Origin of the sequence: Burkholderia sp. MSMB617WGS (assembly GCF_001532025.2) — a bacterium.
Taxonomy (GTDB): Bacteria; Pseudomonadota; Gammaproteobacteria; order Burkholderiales; family Burkholderiaceae; genus Burkholderia; species Burkholderia savannae.
This window is the reverse complement of sequence record NZ_CP013457.1, coordinates 277,831-297,081: the sequence shown is the minus strand read 5'-3', so window position 1 is coordinate 297,081 and position 19,251 is coordinate 277,831. Positions and strand designations below refer to the sequence as shown.

The following is a 19,251-nucleotide window of genomic DNA, read 5'->3' as shown; positions in this document are numbered from 1 at the left end:
CGGCCGGCGCAACGGCGGCTGCGCGCCACATGCCGTGCGCCGCGCCAGCCGCTTCCGCCTGGCCGCTCACGCGGTTTCGCGCAAAAAAAGAGGCGAAACCCGAAGGTTTCGCCTCGTCGTACTGGCCGATGCGCGGCTCGCGCGCCGGCCGGCTCAGAGCCCCAACCGCTCGCAGACGATCTTCGTCGCCGCCGCGCCGTTCAGCGTGTAGAAGTGCAGGCCGGGCACGCCCGCGTCGATGAGCCGCCGGCAAAGCCCCGTGACGACGTCCGCGCCGAACGCGCGAATCGAATCCTTGTCGTCGCCGAAGCTCTCGAGCCGGCGCGCGATCCAGCGCGGCACTTCCGCGCCGCACATCTCGGAAAAGCGCATCAGCTGCGAGAAGTTCGTGATCGGCATGATGCCGGGCACGATCGGCACGTCGACGCCGAGCTTCGCCGCGTCTTCGACGAAACGGAAATACGCGTCGGCATTGTAGAAGTACTGCGTGATCGCGGCGTTCGCGCCCGCCTTCACCTTGCGCGCGAAATTCTCGAGATCGGCCTTCGGCGAACGGGCTTGCGGGTGGTACTCCGGATACGCGGCGACTTCGATGTGAAACCAGTCGCCGTGCTCGGCGCGGATGAAGCTGACGAGTTCCGACGCATAGCGCAGCTCGCCCACCTCGCCCATGCCGGACGGCAGATCGCCGCGCAGCGCGACGATGTGGCGGATGCCGTGCGAGCGGTACTGATCGAGAATCGCGCGCAGGCTGTCCTTCGACGAGCCGATGCACGACAGGTGCGGCGCGGCTTCGAGCCCCGCCTTCTGCATGTCGAGCACGGTGTCGAGCGTGCCTTGCTGCGTCGAGCCGCCCGCGCCGAACGTGACGGACACGAATTTCGGCTTCAGCGGCGCGAGTTGCGCGCGCGTCGCGCGCAGCTTGTCGACGCCTTCCGCCGTCTTCGGCGGAAAGAATTCAAAGGAAAGTTCGATCGGGTTCATGATTCAGGTGTCACCCCGTCAGCCGATGTTGCGCTGACCGAAGATCAGGGCGGACAGCAGCCACGACACGATGCTGTACAGGATCGAACCGAAGAACGCAGACCAGAATCCCGACACTTCGAAGCCCTTCAGCAGCGACGCCGCGAACCAGAAGCACAGTGCGTTCACGACGAGGATGAACAGGCCGAGCGTGACGATCGTCACGGGCAGCGTGAGCAGGATCAGGATCGGCCGGAGCACCGCGTTGATGAGGCCCAGCACGACCGCGACGATGAGCGCCGTGCCGAAGCTCTTGATGTGGATCGACGGTACGAGGTACGTGATGATCAAGAGCGCGAGCGCGTTGATGATCCAGGTCAGGATGACGGTCATGTGTTGCTCCTTCTGCGTTGACGATCCGGCCGTGCGCGGCCGCCCCGGAAGATGAGAACGTGCGGCGCGCCGGGCGGCGGATTGTTCCCGCCGGCGCGCCGCGCGCGGCGGACGTCAGGCGGGCGGCCGCCCGGCGCCCGCGCGCCGGGTACGGATCAAGATATCAGTAACGATAGTGATCCGGCTTGAACGGGCCCGCCTTCGGCACGCCGATGTAGGCCGCCTGATCGTCGGACAGCTCGGAGAGCTGCGCGCCGATGCGCGCGAGGTGCAGGCGCGCGACCTTCTCGTCGAGGTGCTTGGGCAGCACGTACACCTTGTTGCCGTACTCGCCGCCGCGCGTGAACAGTTCGATCTGCGCGAGCGTCTGGTTCGTGAACGAGTTCGACATCACGAACGACGGGTGGCCGGTCGCGCAGCCGAGGTTCACGAGGCGGCCTTCGGCCAGCAGGATCACGCGCTTGCCGTCCGGGAAGATGATGTGGTCGACCTGCGGCTTGATGTTTTCCCACTGGTACTGGCGGGTCGACGCGACGTCGATTTCCGAGTCGAAGTGGCCGATGTTGCAGACGATCGCGTTGTGGCGCATCGCCTTCATGTGATCGTGGCCGATCACGTGGTAGTTGCCGGTCGCCGTCACGAAGATGTCGGCCTTGTCGGCCGCGTATTCCATCGTCACGACGCGGTAGCCTTCCATCGCCGCCTGCAGCGCGCAGATCGGATCGATTTCGGTGACCCACACGGTCGCGCCGAGGCCGCGCAGCGATTGCGCGCAGCCCTTGCCCACGTCGCCGTAGCCCGCGACGAGCGCGATCTTGCCCGCGATCATCACGTCGGTCGCGCGCTTGATGCCGTCGACGAGCGACTCGCGGCAGCCGTACAGGTTGTCGAACTTCGACTTCGTCACCGAATCGTTCACGTTGAACGCCGGGAACGGCAGGCGGCCGTCCTTTTCCATCTGGTACAGGCGGTGCACGCCCGTCGTGGTTTCTTCGGTCACGCCCTTGATGTGCGCGAGGCGCTTCGAGTACCAGCTGCCGTCGATTTCGAGGTGGCGCGCGATCGACTTGAAGAGCGCGACTTCTTCCTCGTTGGTCGGCTTGGCGATCACCGAGCGATCCTTCTCGGCCTTCGAGCCGAGGATGAGGAGCAGCGTGGCGTCGCCGCCGTCGTCGAGGATCATGTTCGCGAACTCGCCGTTCGGCCATTCGAAGATGCGGTGCGAGAACTCCCAGTATTCGTCGAGCGATTCGCCCTTGAACGCGAAGACGGGCGTGCCGGCCTCGACGATCGCGGCGGCCGCGTGATCCTGCGTCGAGAAGATGTTGCACGACGCCCAGCGCACGTCCGCGCCGAGCGCCTTCAGCGTCTCGATCAGCACGCCCGTCTGGATCGTCATGTGCAGCGAACCGGCGATGCGCGCGCCCGCGAGCGGCTGCTGCGCCTTGTATTCGTCGCGGATCTGCACGAGGCCGGGCATTTCGGTCTCGGCGATGTTCAGCTCCTTGCGGCCCCAGCCGGCAAGCGCGATATCGGCGACGACGTAATCTTGTGCGGAATTGGAATCGATGACAGCGGCGTTCATCACGCCCTCCTTTCTAAAAAAGTTCTAGAAAATTGTGACGTGAGCGCCGTTCAAGTAAGCGGGCGTCATCGGCGGGAACGATCGCCGCTACGCGACGATGCTGCGCCGACACACCGCTCGGTTGACCCTTTCCGAGCCTGGCGGGCGGGGCCCGTCGCAACGCTCCTCGGAAACGAGGTGGGATTGTAGCAAATCGAGACGAAATTTTCCTATCGTGCAAGCGAAGCGCTCGCGCGGCATTTTGCCGGCCTCGCCGACGCGCGCGCGCTTCCCGTGCATTGCGCCCGTCGCCGCCCGGCCGGCTCAGCTCTCCGTGCCGACCCACGCCAGCTCGCGCAGCTTCGCGCGCAGCCGCGCGACCGCCTGGCTGTGCAGCTGGCACACGCGCGATTCGCTCACCTCGAGCACCGCGCCGATCTCGCGCAGGTTCAGCCCGCGCTCGTAGTACAGCGACATCAGCAGCTTTTCGCGCTCCGGCAGGTGCTCGATCGCGTCGACGAGCGCGCTGCGCAGATGCTCGTCGAGCAGCGCGGACAGCGGATCGGCGTGGTCGGCGCGGTAGCGGTCGAGGAACGGCTCGTCGTCGGCCGAGCGGTCGAAATCCTCGTAGTAGACGAGCTGGCTGCCGTGCAGATCCTGCAGCATCGACTGAAATTCGCCGAGCGGCATCTGCAGGTGCTCGGCGATCTCCGTCTCGTTCGCCGCGCGGCCGAGCCGCTGCTCGACCTGGTGCACCGCGTGCTCGACCTCGCGCGACGTCTTGCGCAGGCTGCGCGGCAGCCAGTCGTTGCTGCGCAGCTCGTCGAGCATCGCGCCGCGAATCCGCTGCGTCGCGTAAGTCTCGAACTGCGCGCCCTGGTCTTCCTTGTAGCGGCTCGCCGCGTCGAGCAGGCCGATCATGCCGGCCTGGATCAGGTCGTCGAGATCCACGCTCGCCGGCATCTTCGCGACGAGCTGCAGGCCGAGACGACGCACGAGCGGCGCATATTGCGTCAGCACTTCGTCCTGGGAAATCTTGCCTTGAGCGTTGTACATCGTGCCCTCTCTTCGTCGTGGCGTTCAGGCGGCATGAGCCGCGCCTCGTTCAAACGCCGAACTTCCCGTCCGGACCCGGCCGACGCCAGAACCGGGGCGCATCGGCCAATACAGCAGATCGGCGGCGATCTGCCGGTAATCGCGCGCCGCCGCCGCCGACGCAAACGCGTCCACCACCGTGTGCGCGAGCCCGCGCGCGCGCTCGATCAGCGGATCGGCCGCGACGCACCCCGCGTTCGACAGCGACACCCGCAGATAGCGGCTCGCGACGCCCGCGAGGTTCTCGTACGCGGCCTTCGCGTCGGCCGCGCTCTGCACGTGATTCGTCAGCACGCGGAACTGCGCGAGCGCGTGCGCGTAGTGCAGCCGCTTCATGCACGCGTACGCCTCGGTGATCGCCGACGCGGACACGCGCGTGACGACGAGCACGTCGTGCGCGTCGCGCGCGAGCCCGGAGAGCGCGCCGTTCGCGTCGAGCTGCGCGTCGATCAGCACGATGTCCGCCGCGCCGTCGCCGAGCGCCTCGATCTGCGCGTCGCTGTAGCCGCCGCGCGCGAGCCGCGACGCCCCGCATATCGAGAATCCGAGCTCGTGACGCACCGGCTCGCCGTCGCGCAGCCATGAGCCGCACAGCGTCGCCGAGATCGAGCGGACGTTCGCGCGCTCGTCGACGACGAGCACGTCCTTGCCGAGCGCGGCGAGCGCCGCGGCGAGGTTCGCGACCGTCGACGTGCAGCCGACGCCCGAGGGTCCGCCCGTCACCGCGACGACGCGCGACGCGCGTCCGGCGAGCAGGCGCCGCAATCCTTCGGCCTGGTCGGTGATGCGCTTATCCAAAGCGGACCTCGTGCAGTTCGTTGCCGGCGCGCGTGCTCAACGCGGACAGCATCGCCGGCAGATCGTCGTCGTGCGGCACGAACGGGGAATCCTCGCGCGGCGCGCAGAACGCGCTCTTCAGCAGGAATTTCTTCGTCGCGACGTACAGGTTCTCGGGCACCTTCTGGCCGGTCGACACGTAGTGCACCGGCAGCTTGTAGCGGATCACCGTGTCGAGCGCGCCGCCGAGGTTGCTCGCCTCGTCGAGCTTCGTCAGGATGCAGCCCGCGAGATCGGGGTGGCCCGCCGCGCTGCGGTACGCCTGCACGACTTCGTTCAGCGTGTCGCCGTGGCTCGTCGCGTTCAGCAGCAGCAGGCGCTGCACCGGCGTGTCCGCGCCGTGCAGCATCGCGATCTGGTCGGACACCGTGCGGTCGCGCTGGCTCATGCCGATCGTGTCGATCAGCACCATGTGCTTGTTGCGCAGCTCGGCAAGCGCGAGCTGCAGATCGCCGCCGTCCTTCACCGCGTGCACCGGCACGCCGAGGATCTTGCCGAAGATGCGCAGCTGCTCGTGGCCGCCGATCCGGTAACTGTCCGTCGTGAGCAGCGCGACCTTGCTCGCGCCGAAGCGCATCACGCAGCGCGCGGCGAGCTTCGCGGTCGTCGTCGTCTTGCCGACGCCCGTCGGGCCCATCAGCGCGAACACGCCGCCGCGCTCCATCAGCGCGTCTTCGCTGTCGAGCACGGGCAGGTTCGCCGCGAGCACCGAATGCGCCCACTCGGCCGCCGCGTCGAGCGTGTCGTAGCCGGCGCCCTCCGGCAGGTTGTCGACGACCATCCGCACGAGCTGCGCGGAAAAGCCCGCCGCGAACAGGTATTTCGTCAGCGCGCCGTGCACTGGATTGCGGCGCTGGCGCTCGTTCCACATCAGGCCCGCGAACTGCTCTTCCATCAGCTCGCGCAGCGAGCCGAGCTCCTGCATCACCGTGTCGTTGACGATGCGCTCGATGCGCGCCTTCACCGCGTCCGCGACGACGGCCGCGGTGTCTTCCGGCAAGCGCGGCGCCGGCTTCGCCGCCGCCGCATCATCGGCCGGCAGCCGGCGCGAGACGTTGCGCACGATGTCGCGCGCCCATTCGGGCGGCTCGTCCGCGGCGGCGCGCTCGCGCGGCGCCTGCGCGGCCGCCGCGGCGGCGCGCGGCCGCGCAACGAGCTCTTCGTGCTGCTTCGTCAGCCGCTTCGCGTGCTCGACGAGCCACGGCGCGGGCTCGGACGGCGCGGCGGGCGGCTGGGCGGCCGGCGGTGGCGCGACGGCGGGCCGAGCGTCGTCGCCGGAAGCGTCGACGCTCGCGCCGAACACCGACGAAAACACGTCGGGAAGACCGCCCGATGCGTAGGGGTTCGCGGCCGAGCGCGCGGCCGACGCGGTGGTCGGCACGACCACCGATGCGGCGGGCGACGCGAACGTCGACAACGAAGACGCGGGCTGACGCGGCGCTTGCGCCTGCGGCTGGGCCGCGCCGTGCGCGGCGTCCGCCGCCGCGCGGCGCGTCGAGATTTCGGCGAGCTCGGCGGCGGGCAGCGCGACGATCTCGACGCGGCCGTCGTCGAGCGTCCGGTTGGACAGTACCGCCGCGTCGGCGCCCATCGCCTCGCGCACGAGGCGCAGGGCGTCGCGGCTCGTCGGGCCAACGAATTTGCGAATGTTCAAGCGGTACCCCCGATGACGTTAACGACCTTGATCGTGCGCGTGTCCGGCACTTCGGCGTAGGACAGCACTTTCAATTGCGGCAGGCTGCGCCGCAGGAAGCGCGCGAGCATCGCGCGCAGCGCGTGCTGGACGAGCAGCACGGGCGGCAGCCCCATGTTCTGTTGGCGCAGCATCGCGTCTTGCGTGCCGATCAGCAGCGCGTGCGCGAGGCCCGGCTCGAGGCCCGGATTCGCATTCGTGGCGAGCGCCTGCGACAGCACGCGCTCGAGATTCGCGTCGAGCCCCATCACCTGCATCTCGCCCGCGCCCGGATACCACTGCTGGGTGATCGCGCGGCCGAGCGCGAGGCGCACGGCGGCCGTGAGCTCGTACGGATCGGTGATGCGGCCCGCCTGCTCGGACACGGCCTCGACGATCGTGCGCATGTCGCGAATCGGCACGCCTTCGTCGAGCAGGTTCTGCAGCACCTTTTGCAGCGTCGTGAGCGAGATCGTCTTCGGCACGAGGTCCTCGACGAGCGACGGCGCGTCCTTGCCGGTCCGCTCGATGAGCGCCTGCACTTCCTGCCTGCCGAGCAGTTCGGCCGCATGCTGGACGACGAGATGATTGAGGTGCGTCGCCACGACGGTGCTCGCGTCGACGACCGTGTAGCCGTACACCTGCGCCTGCTCGCGCAGCGCCGTGTCGATCCATACGGCGGGCAGCCCGAACGCGGGGTCCTGCGTCGGCGCGCCCGGCAGCGCGGCCGTCACCTGGCCCGGATTGATCGCGAGCCACTGGCCCGGATACGCCTCGCCCGTGCCGACCTCGACGCCCTTCAGCGCGATCCGGTAGGCGTTCGGGCGCAGCTCGAGGTTGTCGCGGATATGAATGACGGGCGGCAGGAAGCCGATTTCCTGCGCGAACTTCTTGCGGATGCTCTTGATCCGCTTGAGCAGCTCGCCGTCGGCGTTCTTGTCGACGAGCGGGATCAGCCGATAGCCGACTTCGAGGCCGAGCGGATCGATGAGCGTGACGTCTTCCCATGTCGCTTCGTGGCTGTCGGCGGGCAGCGCAGCAGGCGGCGCGATCTCGGCGGCCATGCCCGCCGCCTTCTTCGCGGCCTCGCGCTTGGCCATCGTCCGCGACAGCCAGATCGCGCCTGCGCCGAGCAGCAGAAACGCGAAGTGCGGCATGTTCGGGATGAGACCCATCAGCACGATGATCGAGCCCGTGATCATCAGCACGCGCGGGTTCGTGAAGAGCTGCGTCGTGATTTGCGTGCCGATGTCCTCGTCGGTCGCGACGCGCGACACGATCACGCCCGCCGCGGTCGAGATCACGAGCGACGGGATCTGCGCGACGAGGCCGTCGCCGATCGTGAGCAGCGTGTAGTTGGTGCCGGCCGCCGCGAACGTCATGTCGTGCTGCACCATCCCGACGATGAGGCCGCCGATCACGTTGATCGCCATGATGATGAGGCCCGCGATCGCGTCGCCGCGCACGAACTTCGACGCGCCGTCCATCGACCCGTAGAACTCCGCCTCCTGCGCGACCGCCTGGCGGCGCTTCTTCGCCTGCTCTTCGTTGATGAGGCCGGCGTTCAGGTCGGCGTCGATCGCCATCTGCTTGCCGGGCATCGCGTCGAGCGTGAAGCGCGCGGACACTTCGGCGATCCGCCCCGCGCCCTTCGTGATCACCATGAAATTGATGATCATCAGGATCACGAACACGACGATGCCGACCGCGAAATTGCCGCCGACGAGGAAGTGGCCGAACGCCTCGATCACCTGGCCGGCCGCGTCCGGGCCCGTGTGGCCCTCGAGCAGCACGACGCGCGTCGACGCGACGTTCAGCGACAGCCGCAGCAGCGTCGAGAACAGGAGCACGCTCGGGAACGCCGCGAAGTCGAGCGGCTTCATCGTGTACATGCTGACGAGCAGCACCATCACCGACAGCGCGATGTTGAACGTGAAGAACAGATCGAGCAGCAGCGGCGGCAGCGGCAGGATCATCATCCCGAGAATCATGCAGATGAGGATCGGGCCCGCGAGCGCGCGCAGGTTCGAGCCCGCGAAGAGCTGCGAGCGCTTGCCGAGAAGGGCGGCCGGCATGTTCATGCGGCGCCTCCGGCGGCGTGACGGCCAAGCACGTCGTGCGCCTCTTCCTGCTCGTCTTCCGGCGCGACTTGCGCGCCCTTGTCGAGTTCGGCGGGCACGTCGAGATCGACGGGCGTTTCGGGCGCGGGCCCGCCTTCGGCGTGAAAGCGCTTCAGCTGATAAACCCACGCGAGCACTTCGGCGACGGCCGAGTACAGCGTGCCGGGAATCTCACGCTCGAGATCGACGTTGTGATAGAGCGCGCGCGCGAGCGGCGGCGCTTCGAGCAGCGGCACATGGTGTTCGGCGGCGAGCTCGCGAATCCGCGCGGCGACGAGGTTCACGCCCTTCGCGACGACCTTCGGCGCGCGCATCTCGCCGTCCGTGTACTTGAGCGCGACCGCGAAGTGCGTCGGGTTCGTGACGACGACGTCGGCCGTCGGCACGCTCGCCATCATCCGGCGGCGCGCCATCGCGCGCTGCTGCTGGCGAATCCTGCCCTTCACGTGCGGATCGCCTTCGTTTTCGCGGTGTTCGCGCTTCACTTCTTCCTTCGTCATGCGCAGCTTCTTGTTGTACTGCCAGAGTTGGTACGGCACGTCGAGGCTCGCGACGACCAGCATCCCCGCGACCGTCATTGCGCAGCACACGGCGACGAGATGCAGCGCATCGGCGAGCGCCGCGTCGAGCGGCTGCGTCGCGAGGCCGAGCAGCTCGTCCTTGCTGCGCCAGATCGCGATGCCGCCGATCCCGCCGACGACGAGCGTCTTCGCGATCGACATCCCGAGCTGGATCGGGCCTTGAATCGAGAAAATGCGGCCGAGACCCGTGATCGGATTCAGGCGCTCGAACTTCAGCTCGAACGTCTTCGTCGACACGAGCCAGCCGCCGAGCGCCATCGGCGCGGCGAGCGCCGCGACGCCCGTCAGCGCGAGCACGGGCAACAGCGCGTAGAGCCCCTCGAGGCTCAGGCCGCCCGCATGCGACAGCATCCGGTTCGTGTCGAACGCGGTCGCGCGATCGAACGAGAACGCCGTGCGCAGCATCGTGCGCAGGTGCTCGCCGATCGGGCCCGACAGCAGCCACGCGCCGTAGAAACCCGCCGACAGCAGCGCGAACGAAGCCAGCTCGCGCGAGCGCGCGACCTGCCCCTCCTCGCGCGCCTTCTCGCGGCGCTTGGGAGTGGCGGCTTCTGTCCGGTCGAGATCGCTGTCCTCTGCCACGCGGGCCTCCATGTGGGCGCGGCGGGATGCCGCTTTCCAGTGACACCGATTATTCCCGCGGCGGTCAACGGGCGATCGGTCGAGGAAAGCGGGGAAACCGGGGTATTTCTCGGAATCGGTTGCACGGGGCGGACGAAGCGGCGATCGCCGGTTTTTGGGGTGGGATCGCGGGCGAATCACGAATGCGGCGCTTGATCGGCGCGCGCGGCGAACGTGTGCTCGCGCCGAACGTGCAATCGCGGCCGACGCGCGGGCGCGCGCCGCCCGGCTGCCGCGGCCGTCGTCGCTGGAGGCGGCGTTGCGCCGTCCGCGCCGTGGTCAGTGCAACGCGCGCGACGCGAGCACGCCGGCGGCGAACACGCCCGGCGGCATCGACATCACGACGCCGAAGCCCGGGTATGTCGTCTGGCCGGCGAGGTGCGGCCCGTCGATCGGCGTCGCGTGCGCAAACACGTGCGGAAACCGCCGATCGGGCCGCGCGTCGGGCGACAGCCCGCAAGGCGCGCCTTCGTACAGGCCGACGCGCTCCGCGTGATCCTTCGGGTTCGTCGCGCGCGGCGTCACGGCGTCACGGCGTCACGGCGTCACGGCGTCACGGCGTCACGGCGTCGAGTCGGCGCCGGCCCGCGAGCGCGTCCGCCCAAGGCGGCGCGGCGGCCGACTTCGCGGCATCGGCCTCTGCGACGAGCTGCGTACGCGCGTCCGCGGCGCGAACGGCATCCGGCCGATCGGCCGCTCAGCCGGCCGCCGCACGCTGCAGCGCCGCAAGGTCGATCTTCTTCATCTGCATCAGCGCCTGCATCGTGCGCGACGCCTTCGCCGGATCGTCGCCCGTCAGCAGCGCCTGCAACTGCACGGGCACGATCTGCCACGACAGCCCGAAGCGGTCCTTGAGCCAGCCGCACTGCTGCGCGCTCGCGTCGCCGCCTTCGGACAGCCGGTGCCAGTAATGGTCGATCTCGTCCTGCGTCGTGCAGTTCACGACGAACGACACGGCCGGGTTGAACCGGAACACGGGCCCGCCGTTCAGCGCGACGAAGCGCTGGCCGTCGAGCTCGAACGCGACCGTCATCACCGCGCCCTCGCCTTGCCCGGACGCGTTCGCGCCCTCCTTGTCGTAGCGGGCGACATGCGTGATCTTCGCGTCGTCGAACACCGATACGTAGAACGTGGCCGCTTCCTCCGCGTTGCCGTCGAACCACAGGAAGGGGGTGATGCGCTGCATGCGTGCCGTCATGACGTGTCTCCTCGTCTGTCTTCCTCGGCGGAACAACGTAACGATGATAGGCGCTCGCGGCTCGGGCGGCGGCGCGGCTTCCGTAGCCGGAAAGCAAAAAGGGCGCGATTTCTCGCGCCCTTTTGGGGTGGGTTCGCGGCGCGGGCGTCCGGAAAAACCGCCCGCGCGCCAGTCGCGTCAGAACGCGACGTAAGGGGCCGGACCGCCGCTGCCGCGCAGGTCCATCCCGAAGTACAGCGTCTTGCCGAAGAAATGCGGCAGGCCGAAGTCGAGCACCCGCGTGTCGCCGAACGGGCCGCCCAGGTTCGGCACGGCCGAGCGGTACGTGGAGAACAGCGAGTTCGCATTGTCGATCGAAATCGACGGCGACGCCTGCGCGCCGTTCAGACCGACGACAGTGGGCGTCGTGGTTTGCGTGCCCGTCGTCGGGCAGTAGAACGACGAATTGTTGCTGCACACGGGCAATCGGACCGCCGTGCTGCCGCCCGTATCGAAGAAGTACGCGTTCGATCCGGTATCGAAGAACACGGTGCTGACCGCGCGGCCGAGCAGCGTGCCCGTCAGGTCGCCCGCGGTGGTCGACGTGAGCACCGTCGCGCTCGACGGCAGCGCGTTGTTCGCCTGCGTGTTGATGCCGAACGTCAGCGTGCCGGTCGCGTTGCCGCCCGACGGCGGATTCATCGCGACGATCACGCCGTTGTTGTCGGTCGCAAAGCGCGGCACCGGGTTCGCTACCTGCTGCGCGAGCGGCACCGTCGTCACCTGGCAGCTCGTGTTGCCGTTCGGGCACGCGTAGTAGTTGCTGTAGAGCGTCGACGTCGCGCAGTTCGTGCCGCAGTCGTACGGCGCGGGCCCGATTCCGAGGATGCCGTTCGCGCCCAGGTCGGCCGCGGTGTTCGACGACGAATTGCCGTTCGAGCACGACGTCGGCACGCCGGACGAGCCGAGATCGCCGATGACCTGGACCGGCAGCGAGCTCGCCTGCTCGCCGGCGATCTTCACGTCGGCGGTGCGCACCGTGCCCCATGTGTAGCTCGTCACGAACTTGCCGCACTCGACGAGCGCGCCGCTGCTCACGGTCGAAATGGGCAGGCTGCCGAGCACGTTCGACGCGGCGGTGTTGACGATCCGCAGCCCGTACGACGCGGTGTCGACGAGCACGTTGTTGATCGTCTGGCACGTCGAGGTGCCGGGCGCGCAGATCGTCACGTCGACGGTCGGCATGTTGACGACGGTCGCGACGCCCGTGCTGACGGTGATCGCGGCCTGGTTCGACGCGAGCGGCGTGCTGCCCGAGCTGCCCGAGCCGCCTGAACCGCCCGAACCGCCGTTCGAACCGCCGCCCGCGGACGTGTTGCCGCCGCCCGAGCCCGTGTTCACGGACGCATTCGAGCCGCCGTCGCCCCCGCCGCCGCACGCGGCGACGAGCGCGACCGTGGCCGCGGCGAGGCTCAGCGCGCCGAGCCAGCGAGTCAGAGTGTGTTGGAAGCGCAAGATCTGTCCCCTCCCGGCGCGATCACTGGATGTCGTTGGTGGAGAAGCCGGCCGGCAGCGCCTGCGGCAGCCACGCCTGACCGGAATACGAGCCCATGTGGCCGCCCGTGTGGACGACGAGCCCGCTCGTGTCGATCGCGGCCGGCGCGCGCGGCCCGCGCGCGGCATGGGACGCCTTCACGCCCGCTTCGTATTGCGGGAAATAGCCGCCGAGCAGATCGGAGAGGTTCGGCGCGACGGGGCCTTGCCACGACAGCGCGAACACGGCGCCCGACGTCGAAATGTATTCGCGCACGACGGTGCCCGAGCCGAGCGTCGTTTCGCGCACGGTGTAGCCGACGGCGGCCGCCGTCGCGCCGCCCGCCGCGCGGATGCTGCGCTGCATCGACCGCACCGTCGCTGCGGTATCCGCCGCGGGCGGCGTCATCGGCGCGCCGCCGAGGCCCGCGTGGACGGGCGCGGCGGCAAGCCACGCGCACATGAAGCCGGCCGCCGTCGCGGCGATCCGGCGAAATCGACTCGATCTCACTCCATTCCTCCTCGAATTCAGGCTCTGCATGCCGGGCGGCGTGGCGTGCTGCGCGCCGCACGCCGCTCATTATCGACAATCGAAAGCGAAAAGAAAGCCCTCGAGAGCCTGCAGACCAGGAGCGTAGTATGCCTGCCGCCTATGTCAAAAACCTATCGGCATTAGTCTCGATAATATTCAATCATTGCAAAACATTTCGGTTCAAAATCCGAGACTTGCCAACAAATCGTCGACTTGCGCCTGATCCTGAACAACGTCGGCCTTTCCTTCCGGATTGATTTGCGGCCCATTCAGCAGCGATTCCGGCGTCATCGCGCCGCTCGCCTGCTCGGCGGCGAGCGCGGCGGCCGTCGCGGCGAACTGCTCGCGCCGCTCGGGCGCGATGTTCTCGACCAGCACGTTCAGCAACTGCTGCTCGATCAGATAGACCATGTCCATGATCTTCTTGATCACCTGGCCCGTCAGATCCTGGAAGTCCTGCGCGAGCATGATCTCGAGCAGCTGCGCGTTGGTCGCGCCCGTGGCGTCCGGCAGCGCGCGCAGGAACGCGCGCGTGTCGTCCATCAGGCCGCGCACTTCCACGCGCTCGATCGGCGACTCGTACCACTTCGCCCAGCGCGCGTCGAGCGCCGCGGCGTCTTGCTGCAAGCGCTCCTGCACGGGCTTGGCGATTTCGATCGCGGTCAGCACGCGCTCGGCCGCCTGCTCGGTCATCGCGACGACGTAACGGAGCCGGTCGCGTGCATCCGGCACGACTTCCGCCGCCTTCTCGACGTGCTTGTCGAGACCCAGCTCGCGCATCGAATCGCGCAGCGTGCGCGTCAGCTGGCCGATGCGCGCAAGAATACGGTCGCTCGCCAGGTCGGCGGCGTCGGCAAGGCGTTCGTCGGCACTCGCGCCGGCAAGCGCCGCATGGATCGGCTCGTTCACGTCAGCTCCCCGCTTTCGCCATCTTTTCCAGAATCTTGTTGAGCTTCTCGTCGAGGGTCGCCGCGGTGAACGGCTTCACGACGTAGCCGCTCGCGCCCGCCTGCGCGGCCGCGATGATGTTCTCCTTCTTCGACTCGGCCGTGACCATCAGCACGGGCAGATGCGTGAGCGCCGCGTCCGCGCGGATCTCCTTCAACATCGCGAGCCCGTCGAGGTTCGGCATGTTCCAGTCGGAGATCACGAAGTCGTAGCCGCCGCCGCGCAGCCGCGCCAGGCCGGCCAGGCCGTCCTCCGCTTCGTCGACGTTCGAATAGCCCAGCTCCTTCAACAAGTTGCGGACGATCCGACGCATCGTCGGAAAATCGTCCACCACCAGAATCTTCATGCTCTTGTCCATCGTCTGTTCCTTTCCAGATTCGTGTGCTGTAACGGTGGCGCCTAGGTTACACGCGCTGCACGCGGTCGCCCATCGACGCGAGGCGCGCCATGATACGGCGACTCATGTCGGAAAGGGGCGCGACGTCGTCGACGCCGCCCATCGCAATCGCCTCGCGGGGCATCCCGAACACGACGCAGCTCGCCTCGTCCTGCGCGAACGTATATGCGCCCGCCTTTTTCATTTCAAGCAGCCCGGCCGCGCCGTCGCGGCCCATTCCGGTCAGGATCACGCCGAGCGCGTTCTTGCCCGCGTGCTGCGCGGCCGAGCGGAACAGCACGTCGACCGACGGGCGGTGGCGGTTCACGGGCGGCTCGTCCGACAGGTGCGCGATGTAGTTCGCGCCGCTTCGCGCGAGCAGCAGGTGCGCGTGGCCGGGCGCGATGTACGCGTGGCCCGGCAGCACGCGCTCGCCGTGTTCCGCCTCCTTCACCGAGATCCGGCACAGGCCGTTCAGGCGCTGCGCGAACGAGCGCGTGAAGCCGGGCGGCATGTGCTGCGCGATCAGCACGGCGGGCGCATCGGGCGGCAGCGGCGTCAGCACTTCGCGGATCGCCTCGGTGCCGCCCGTGGACGCGCCGACGATGATCAGCTTCTCGGTGCTGACGAGCGGATTGTTGATGAGCGGCGCGGCGGCGCCGACGGGGCCGTGCGCGGCCGCCGCCGCGGCCGCGTGCGGCTGCGGATTCTGCCGCACGCGCGCGCGCGACGCCGCGCGCACCTTGTCGGCGAGTTTTTCCGCGTATTCGAGCATCCCGTCGCGAATCCCGACGCGCGGCTTCGTGACGAAGTCGACCGCGCCGAGCTCGAGCGCGCGCAGCGTGATTTCCGAGCCGCGCTCGGTCAGCGACGACACCATCACGACCGGCATCGGCCGCAGGCGCATCAGCTTCTCGAGGAAGTCGAGGCCGTCCATTCGCGGCATTTCGACGTCGAGCGTCAGCACGTCCGGGTTGTGCTGCTTGATCAGCTCGCGCGCGACGAGCGGATCGGGCGCCGTCGCGCACACCTCCATGTCGGGCTGGCTATTGATGATTTCGGTCATCAGGCTGCGGATCAGCGCCGAATCGTCGACGCACAGCACTTTGATTTTCTTCTGCACAGCGTTCAAGCCTCCTGCTTTCTTGTGGCGGGCGACGCGGCCCGCGTACCGAACAATTCGATGCGAGGCTTCGCATCCGCCTTGGGCGCGGGCGTGCCGAACAGCTCGACGTGCGCACGCGCGCGGGCGGCGCGCTCGCCGCGCGAACCGGTCGCCTCGCGCGCGAGCGCGGCTTCCCGCTCGGCGACGTCGGGTGCCTGCACGCGCAGCTTCTTGACCATCGCCTGCCCCGTGTGCGGCATGAACGCGACCTTGCGCGGATGCACGCCCTGCAAGTCCTCGGCCGTGATGCGGATGCGCTCGAGCGCGAGATAGCGGCGCACGAAATCGGCGTTGCGATCGCCGATGTTGATCGTCGTCATTCCCGCGAGCACGGCCGCGCCGCCGAACACCTTCGCCTCGAAGCGCTCGCGGCGGCCGCCCGCCTTGATGAGCTCGTTGATCAGCACTTCCATCGCGTAGGCGCCGTAGCGCATCGATTCGGACGCGGCGGCGGACGGGTCCGCGCCGTCGTCCGGCAGCATGAAGTGGTTCATCCCGCCGATCCGCCCGATCGGATCGTGCAGGCACGCGGCGACGCACGAGCCGAGCACGGTGACGAGCACCATGTCCTCGCGCGTCGTGTAGAACTCGTTCGGCAGCAGCTTCACGCCGCGGCGGTGAAAGTGCGCGTCGAAATAATGATTGGTCGCGATCGGCAGCCCGCTCATCGGAGTTCCTCCTCGGCCGCCGCCGCGGCGATGCGCGAACGCACGCGCGGCGCGGCGCCATGCCCGTCGCGCGTCAGTTCGTAGACGGTCTGCCCGCGCAGATGGAATGCCTGCGTCACGTACGTGAAGTTCTCCGAATGGCCGGCGAACAGCAGGCCGCCCGGCTTCATCAGCGGCTCGAAGCGCGAGAGCACCTGCGCCTGAGTCGGCTTGTCGAAGTAGATCATCACGTTGCGGCAGAAGATCGCGTCGAACGGCTTCGTGAAACCGTAGTCGGCGTCGGTCAGGTTGAGCTGCGCGAAGCGGATCATCGCGCGCAGCTCGGGGCGCACCTTCACGCGGCCCGCCTGCGCGCCCGTGCCCTTCAGGAAAAAGCGCTTGAGCCGCTCGGGCGACAGGTGCTTGACCTGCTCGAACGCGTAGACGCCCGCTTCGGCCTTCGCGAGCACCTGCGTGTCGAGATCGGTGGCGAGCACGCTCGCCGAGCGCGCGGCCGATTCGCCGAGCGCCTCGACGAGCGTCATCGCGATCGAATACGGCTCTTCGCCCGTCGACGCCGCCGAGCACCATACCGACACCGGCTGCTCGCGGCGCTTGACGAACTCGGCGAGGATCGGAAAGTGGTGCGATTCGCGGAAGAACGCGGTCAGGTTCGTCGTCAGCGAATTCGTGAACGCTTCCCATTCGGCCGGATCGTTTTCGCGCTCGAGCAGCTCGAGGTAGTCGCAGAAGCGGTTGAGCCCGCGCGCGCGCAGGCGCCGCGCGAGGCGACTGTACGCCATGTCGCGCTTGTGCTCGGACAGCGAGATGCCCGCCCGCCGGTGGATCAGCGCGCGAATCTTCGCGAAATCGGCGGACGTGAATTCGAAGTCCCGCGCAGCGTCGCCCAACCGTTCTTGCGGTTCGAGTGCGTCGGAACGAGAGGCGGCGCGTGCGGGCATCATGGCTTAAAAGGTTTCCCAGTCGTCGTCGGAGGACGCCGAGGCAACCGCGGGCTTCGGCTCGCCCGACAGCGCCGGGCGCTTGAGCGCGAGGGAGGACGCGGAAGCGGCGGCGGCTTGCGTGGCACCGGCCGCGCCCGTCGTCGGGCGCGGGGCGGCGCCCGGCTTCGCGAGCTTCGGTGCATAGGCGGAAGACGCCGGCGATGCGGCCGACTTCGGCGCGGCGGCAGACGTCTTCGCGGCTTGCGGCGCGGCTTGCGACCCGGCGGCGGGCGCGCCGTGCGCCGTGCGCCCGCCGTGTGCGGCGGCCTGCGCGGCGGCGGCCGAAGCCGACGACGATCCGGCCGCGCCGGTTGTCCTGACCGCGCTCGCGGCGGGCGCGCGCGACGCGGATGCGGCGGCCCGCGGCGCGCCCGGCGCGGTCGCGCCGGAAATCACGCCCGCATGTGCGCTCGAAGCCGACGCAGCCGGCGTCGCGGCGGACGCAATCCCGCCCTCGACGCGCCACGCTGACACGATCTGCGTCATCTGCCGCGTCTGATCCTCGAGCGACGCGGCGGCGGCGGCGGCTTCTTCGACGAGCGCCGCGTTCTGCTGCGTGACGGCGTCCATCTGGCTCACCGCGCGATTCACCTGGACGATGCCCGTCGACTGCTCTTCGGACGCCGCGCTGATCTCGCCCATGATGTCGGTCACGCGGCGCACCGCCTGGACGATCTCGGCCATCGTCGCGCCCGCGCGCTCGACGAGCGCCGAGCCGCTTTGCACCTTGTGCGCGGAGTCGCCGATCAGCTGCTTGATTTCCTTGGCGGCCGTCGCGCTCCGCTGCGCGAGCGAGCGCACCTCGCCCGCGACCACCGCGAAGCCGCGCCCCTGCTCGCCCGCGCGCGCCGCCTCGACGGCCGCGTTCAGCGCGAGGATGTTGGTCTGGAACGCGATCCCCTCGATCGTGCCGATGATGTCAGCCACCTTCGTCGAGCTCGTCGCGATGTCCTGCATCGTCGTGACGACCTGGCCGACGACCTCGCCGCCCTGCGTCGCGATGTCGGACGCGTTGACCGCGAGCTGGCTCGCCTGCCGCGCGTTCTCCGCGTTCTGGCGCACGGTGCCCGTCAGCTGCTCCATGCTCGACGCGGTTTCCTGCAGCGACGCCGCCTGCGATTCGGTGCGCGCCGACAGATCGGCGTTGCCGCTCGAGATTTCGCGCGCGCCGGCGTCGACCGCCGCCGTGCCGCGGTGCACGGCCTTCACCATCTCGGCGACGGCCGCCTGCATCCGGCCGATGCCCTGGAACAGCCGGCCGATTTCGTTCTTGCCGGCAACCTGCGGCACCTGCGCGAGGTCGCCCTCGGCGATGCGCTCGAACTGCGCGATCGCGACGTTGAGCGGCTGCACGATGAGCCCGCGCAGCGCGAAGCGGATGCCGATCACCATCAGGAACGCGGCGACGATGCCCGCCGCGATCAGCGCGATCATCAGCGAAATGCGCGCCTGTGTCGTGTCGAAGCGCGATTCCGCGCGCTTCGAATACGCGGCGACCACGGCGGACGCCGCGCTGTCGTACGCAACGAACATCGGGCTGATCTTCGTGTCGGCGATCGCGTGGTATGCGGCGAGATCGCCCGCGCGCGCGGCGGCGAACTCCGGCTCGACGCCTTCCTTCGCGAGCGTCGCGTAGCGCGCGGCGAGCTCGTCCGTCAGCGCCTGGTCGATGCCTTCCTTCGACGCCGCGAGATACGCCTGCCAGTTCTGCGTCGACTTCGCGTACAGCTCCTGCGCGCGTGACAGCACCTTCTGCGCCTCGTCGGCGTTGCCGGCCTCGGACAGCGTCTTGAAACGGTCGAGCGCGACGCGCGAGCGCAGCAGGTACGACGACGCGTCGTCGAGCGTGTGGATCGTCGGCAGGTCGCCGTGCGAGATCGCGTCGAGCGAGCGGCTCGCGTGATTGAGCGCGTACAGCCCGAGCCCGCCGACCAGCGCGGCGACGAGCACCAGCATTAATCCGACGGCCGTCAGCGTCGTGCGGATCGACCAGTTGTGCAGCATCGTCAGCTCCCCGTAGTTC

At 68.8% G+C, this 19,251-nt stretch carries 18 protein-coding genes and 1 riboswitch; all 18 genes read right to left on the bottom strand.

From position 1 onward, the window contains the following. Nucleotides 1-153: 153 nt before the first annotated feature. The 18 genes from metF to WT60_RS01375 all read right to left on the bottom strand — a co-directional run bounded on the left by metF (nucleotide 154) and on the right by WT60_RS01375 (nucleotide 19,232). The gene (gene metF / locus WT60_RS01460) at nucleotides 154-984 is read right to left on the bottom strand and encodes a methylenetetrahydrofolate reductase [NAD(P)H] (protein ID WP_038746611.1); all 831 of its coding nucleotides are present in this window, start codon (nucleotides 982-984) and stop codon (nucleotides 154-156) included. 18 nt (nucleotides 985-1,002) lie between these two features. Further along, on the bottom strand, nucleotides 1,003-1,356 hold the full coding sequence (locus WT60_RS01455) for a phage holin family protein (protein ID WP_038746608.1): 354 nt from the start codon (nucleotides 1,354-1,356) through the stop codon (nucleotides 1,003-1,005). A gap of 163 nt (nucleotides 1,357-1,519) precedes the next feature. Beyond that, nucleotides 1,520-2,941 (bottom strand): adenosylhomocysteinase, encoded by a 1,422-nt coding sequence (ahcY, locus tag WT60_RS01450; RefSeq protein ID WP_038746605.1) that lies wholly within the window; start codon nucleotides 2,939-2,941, stop codon nucleotides 1,520-1,522. 34 nt (nucleotides 2,942-2,975) lie between these two features. Beyond that, nucleotides 2,976-3,115, bottom strand: a riboswitch (S-adenosyl-L-homocysteine riboswitch). A 129-nt stretch (nucleotides 3,116-3,244) separates the two neighbouring features. Next, nucleotides 3,245-3,976, bottom strand: a complete 732-nt coding sequence (locus WT60_RS01445) for an RNA polymerase sigma factor FliA (RefSeq protein ID WP_038746602.1) — start codon at nucleotides 3,974-3,976, stop codon at nucleotides 3,245-3,247. 24 nt (nucleotides 3,977-4,000) lie between these two features. Next, nucleotides 4,001-4,813, bottom strand: coding sequence for a flagellar biosynthesis protein FlhG (locus tag WT60_RS01440; RefSeq protein ID WP_059645465.1), 813 nt, complete (start codon nucleotides 4,811-4,813; stop codon nucleotides 4,001-4,003). Then, nucleotides 4,806-6,506 (bottom strand): flagellar biosynthesis protein FlhF, encoded by a 1,701-nt coding sequence (gene flhF / locus WT60_RS01435; RefSeq protein WP_060355716.1) that lies wholly within the window; start codon nucleotides 6,504-6,506, stop codon nucleotides 4,806-4,808. Before flhF ends, WT60_RS01440 begins: the two co-directional genes overlap by 8 nt. Further along, complete coding sequence (flhA, locus tag WT60_RS01430) at nucleotides 6,503-8,605, bottom strand: flagellar biosynthesis protein FlhA (RefSeq protein WP_059671063.1); 2,103 nt, start codon at nucleotides 8,603-8,605, stop codon at nucleotides 6,503-6,505. Before flhA ends, flhF begins: the two co-directional genes overlap by 4 nt. After that, nucleotides 8,602-9,807: a flagellar biosynthesis protein FlhB gene (gene flhB, locus WT60_RS01425; protein WP_038746749.1), complete on the bottom strand. Its 1,206-nt coding sequence runs from the start codon at nucleotides 9,805-9,807 to the stop codon at nucleotides 8,602-8,604. Before flhB ends, flhA begins: the two co-directional genes overlap by 4 nt. A 318-nt stretch (nucleotides 9,808-10,125) precedes the next feature. Beyond that, nucleotides 10,126-10,371 carry a hypothetical protein gene (locus WT60_RS35010; RefSeq protein WP_060355717.1) on the bottom strand — a complete coding sequence of 82 codons (246 nt, stop codon included), beginning with the start codon at nucleotides 10,369-10,371 and terminating at the stop codon, nucleotides 10,126-10,128. Nucleotides 10,372-10,543: 172 nt separating this feature from the next. Then, complete coding sequence (locus WT60_RS01415; RefSeq protein WP_038746588.1) at nucleotides 10,544-11,044, bottom strand: VOC family protein; 501 nt, start codon at nucleotides 11,042-11,044, stop codon at nucleotides 10,544-10,546. A 177-nt stretch (nucleotides 11,045-11,221) separates the two neighbouring features. Then, nucleotides 11,222-12,538, bottom strand: coding sequence for a DUF3443 domain-containing protein (locus WT60_RS01410; RefSeq protein ID WP_038746585.1), 1,317 nt, complete (start codon nucleotides 12,536-12,538; stop codon nucleotides 11,222-11,224). Nucleotides 12,539-12,560: 22 nt separating this feature from the next. Beyond that, complete coding sequence (locus WT60_RS01405; RefSeq protein ID WP_060355718.1) at nucleotides 12,561-13,067, bottom strand: DUF2844 domain-containing protein; 507 nt, start codon at nucleotides 13,065-13,067, stop codon at nucleotides 12,561-12,563. A 201-nt stretch (nucleotides 13,068-13,268) separates the two neighbouring features. Further along, the gene (gene cheZ, locus WT60_RS01400) at nucleotides 13,269-13,997 is read right to left on the bottom strand and encodes a protein phosphatase CheZ (RefSeq protein ID WP_038746580.1); all 729 of its coding nucleotides are present in this window, start codon (nucleotides 13,995-13,997) and stop codon (nucleotides 13,269-13,271) included. 1 nt (nucleotide 13,998) lies between these two features. Continuing rightward, complete coding sequence (cheY, locus tag WT60_RS01395; protein WP_038746577.1) at nucleotides 13,999-14,394, bottom strand: chemotaxis response regulator CheY; 396 nt, start codon at nucleotides 14,392-14,394, stop codon at nucleotides 13,999-14,001. 46 nt (nucleotides 14,395-14,440) lie between these two features. Further along, a complete protein-coding gene (locus tag WT60_RS01390) occupies nucleotides 14,441-15,535 on the bottom strand; it encodes a chemotaxis response regulator protein-glutamate methylesterase (RefSeq protein WP_186448554.1) in 1,095 nt (364 codons plus the stop codon). Between the two features lie 5 nt (nucleotides 15,536-15,540). Further along, nucleotides 15,541-16,245 (bottom strand): chemoreceptor glutamine deamidase CheD, encoded by a 705-nt coding sequence (gene cheD / locus WT60_RS01385; protein WP_038746572.1) that lies wholly within the window; start codon nucleotides 16,243-16,245, stop codon nucleotides 15,541-15,543. Then, nucleotides 16,242-17,189, bottom strand: coding sequence for a CheR family methyltransferase (locus WT60_RS01380; RefSeq protein WP_060355719.1), 948 nt, complete (start codon nucleotides 17,187-17,189; stop codon nucleotides 16,242-16,244). Before WT60_RS01380 ends, cheD begins: the two co-directional genes overlap by 4 nt. Nucleotides 17,190-17,192: 3 nt before the next feature. Beyond that, a complete protein-coding gene (locus WT60_RS01375) occupies nucleotides 17,193-19,232 on the bottom strand; it encodes a methyl-accepting chemotaxis protein (RefSeq protein ID WP_059578161.1) in 2,040 nt (679 codons plus the stop codon). Nucleotides 19,233-19,251 lie beyond the last annotated feature (19 nt).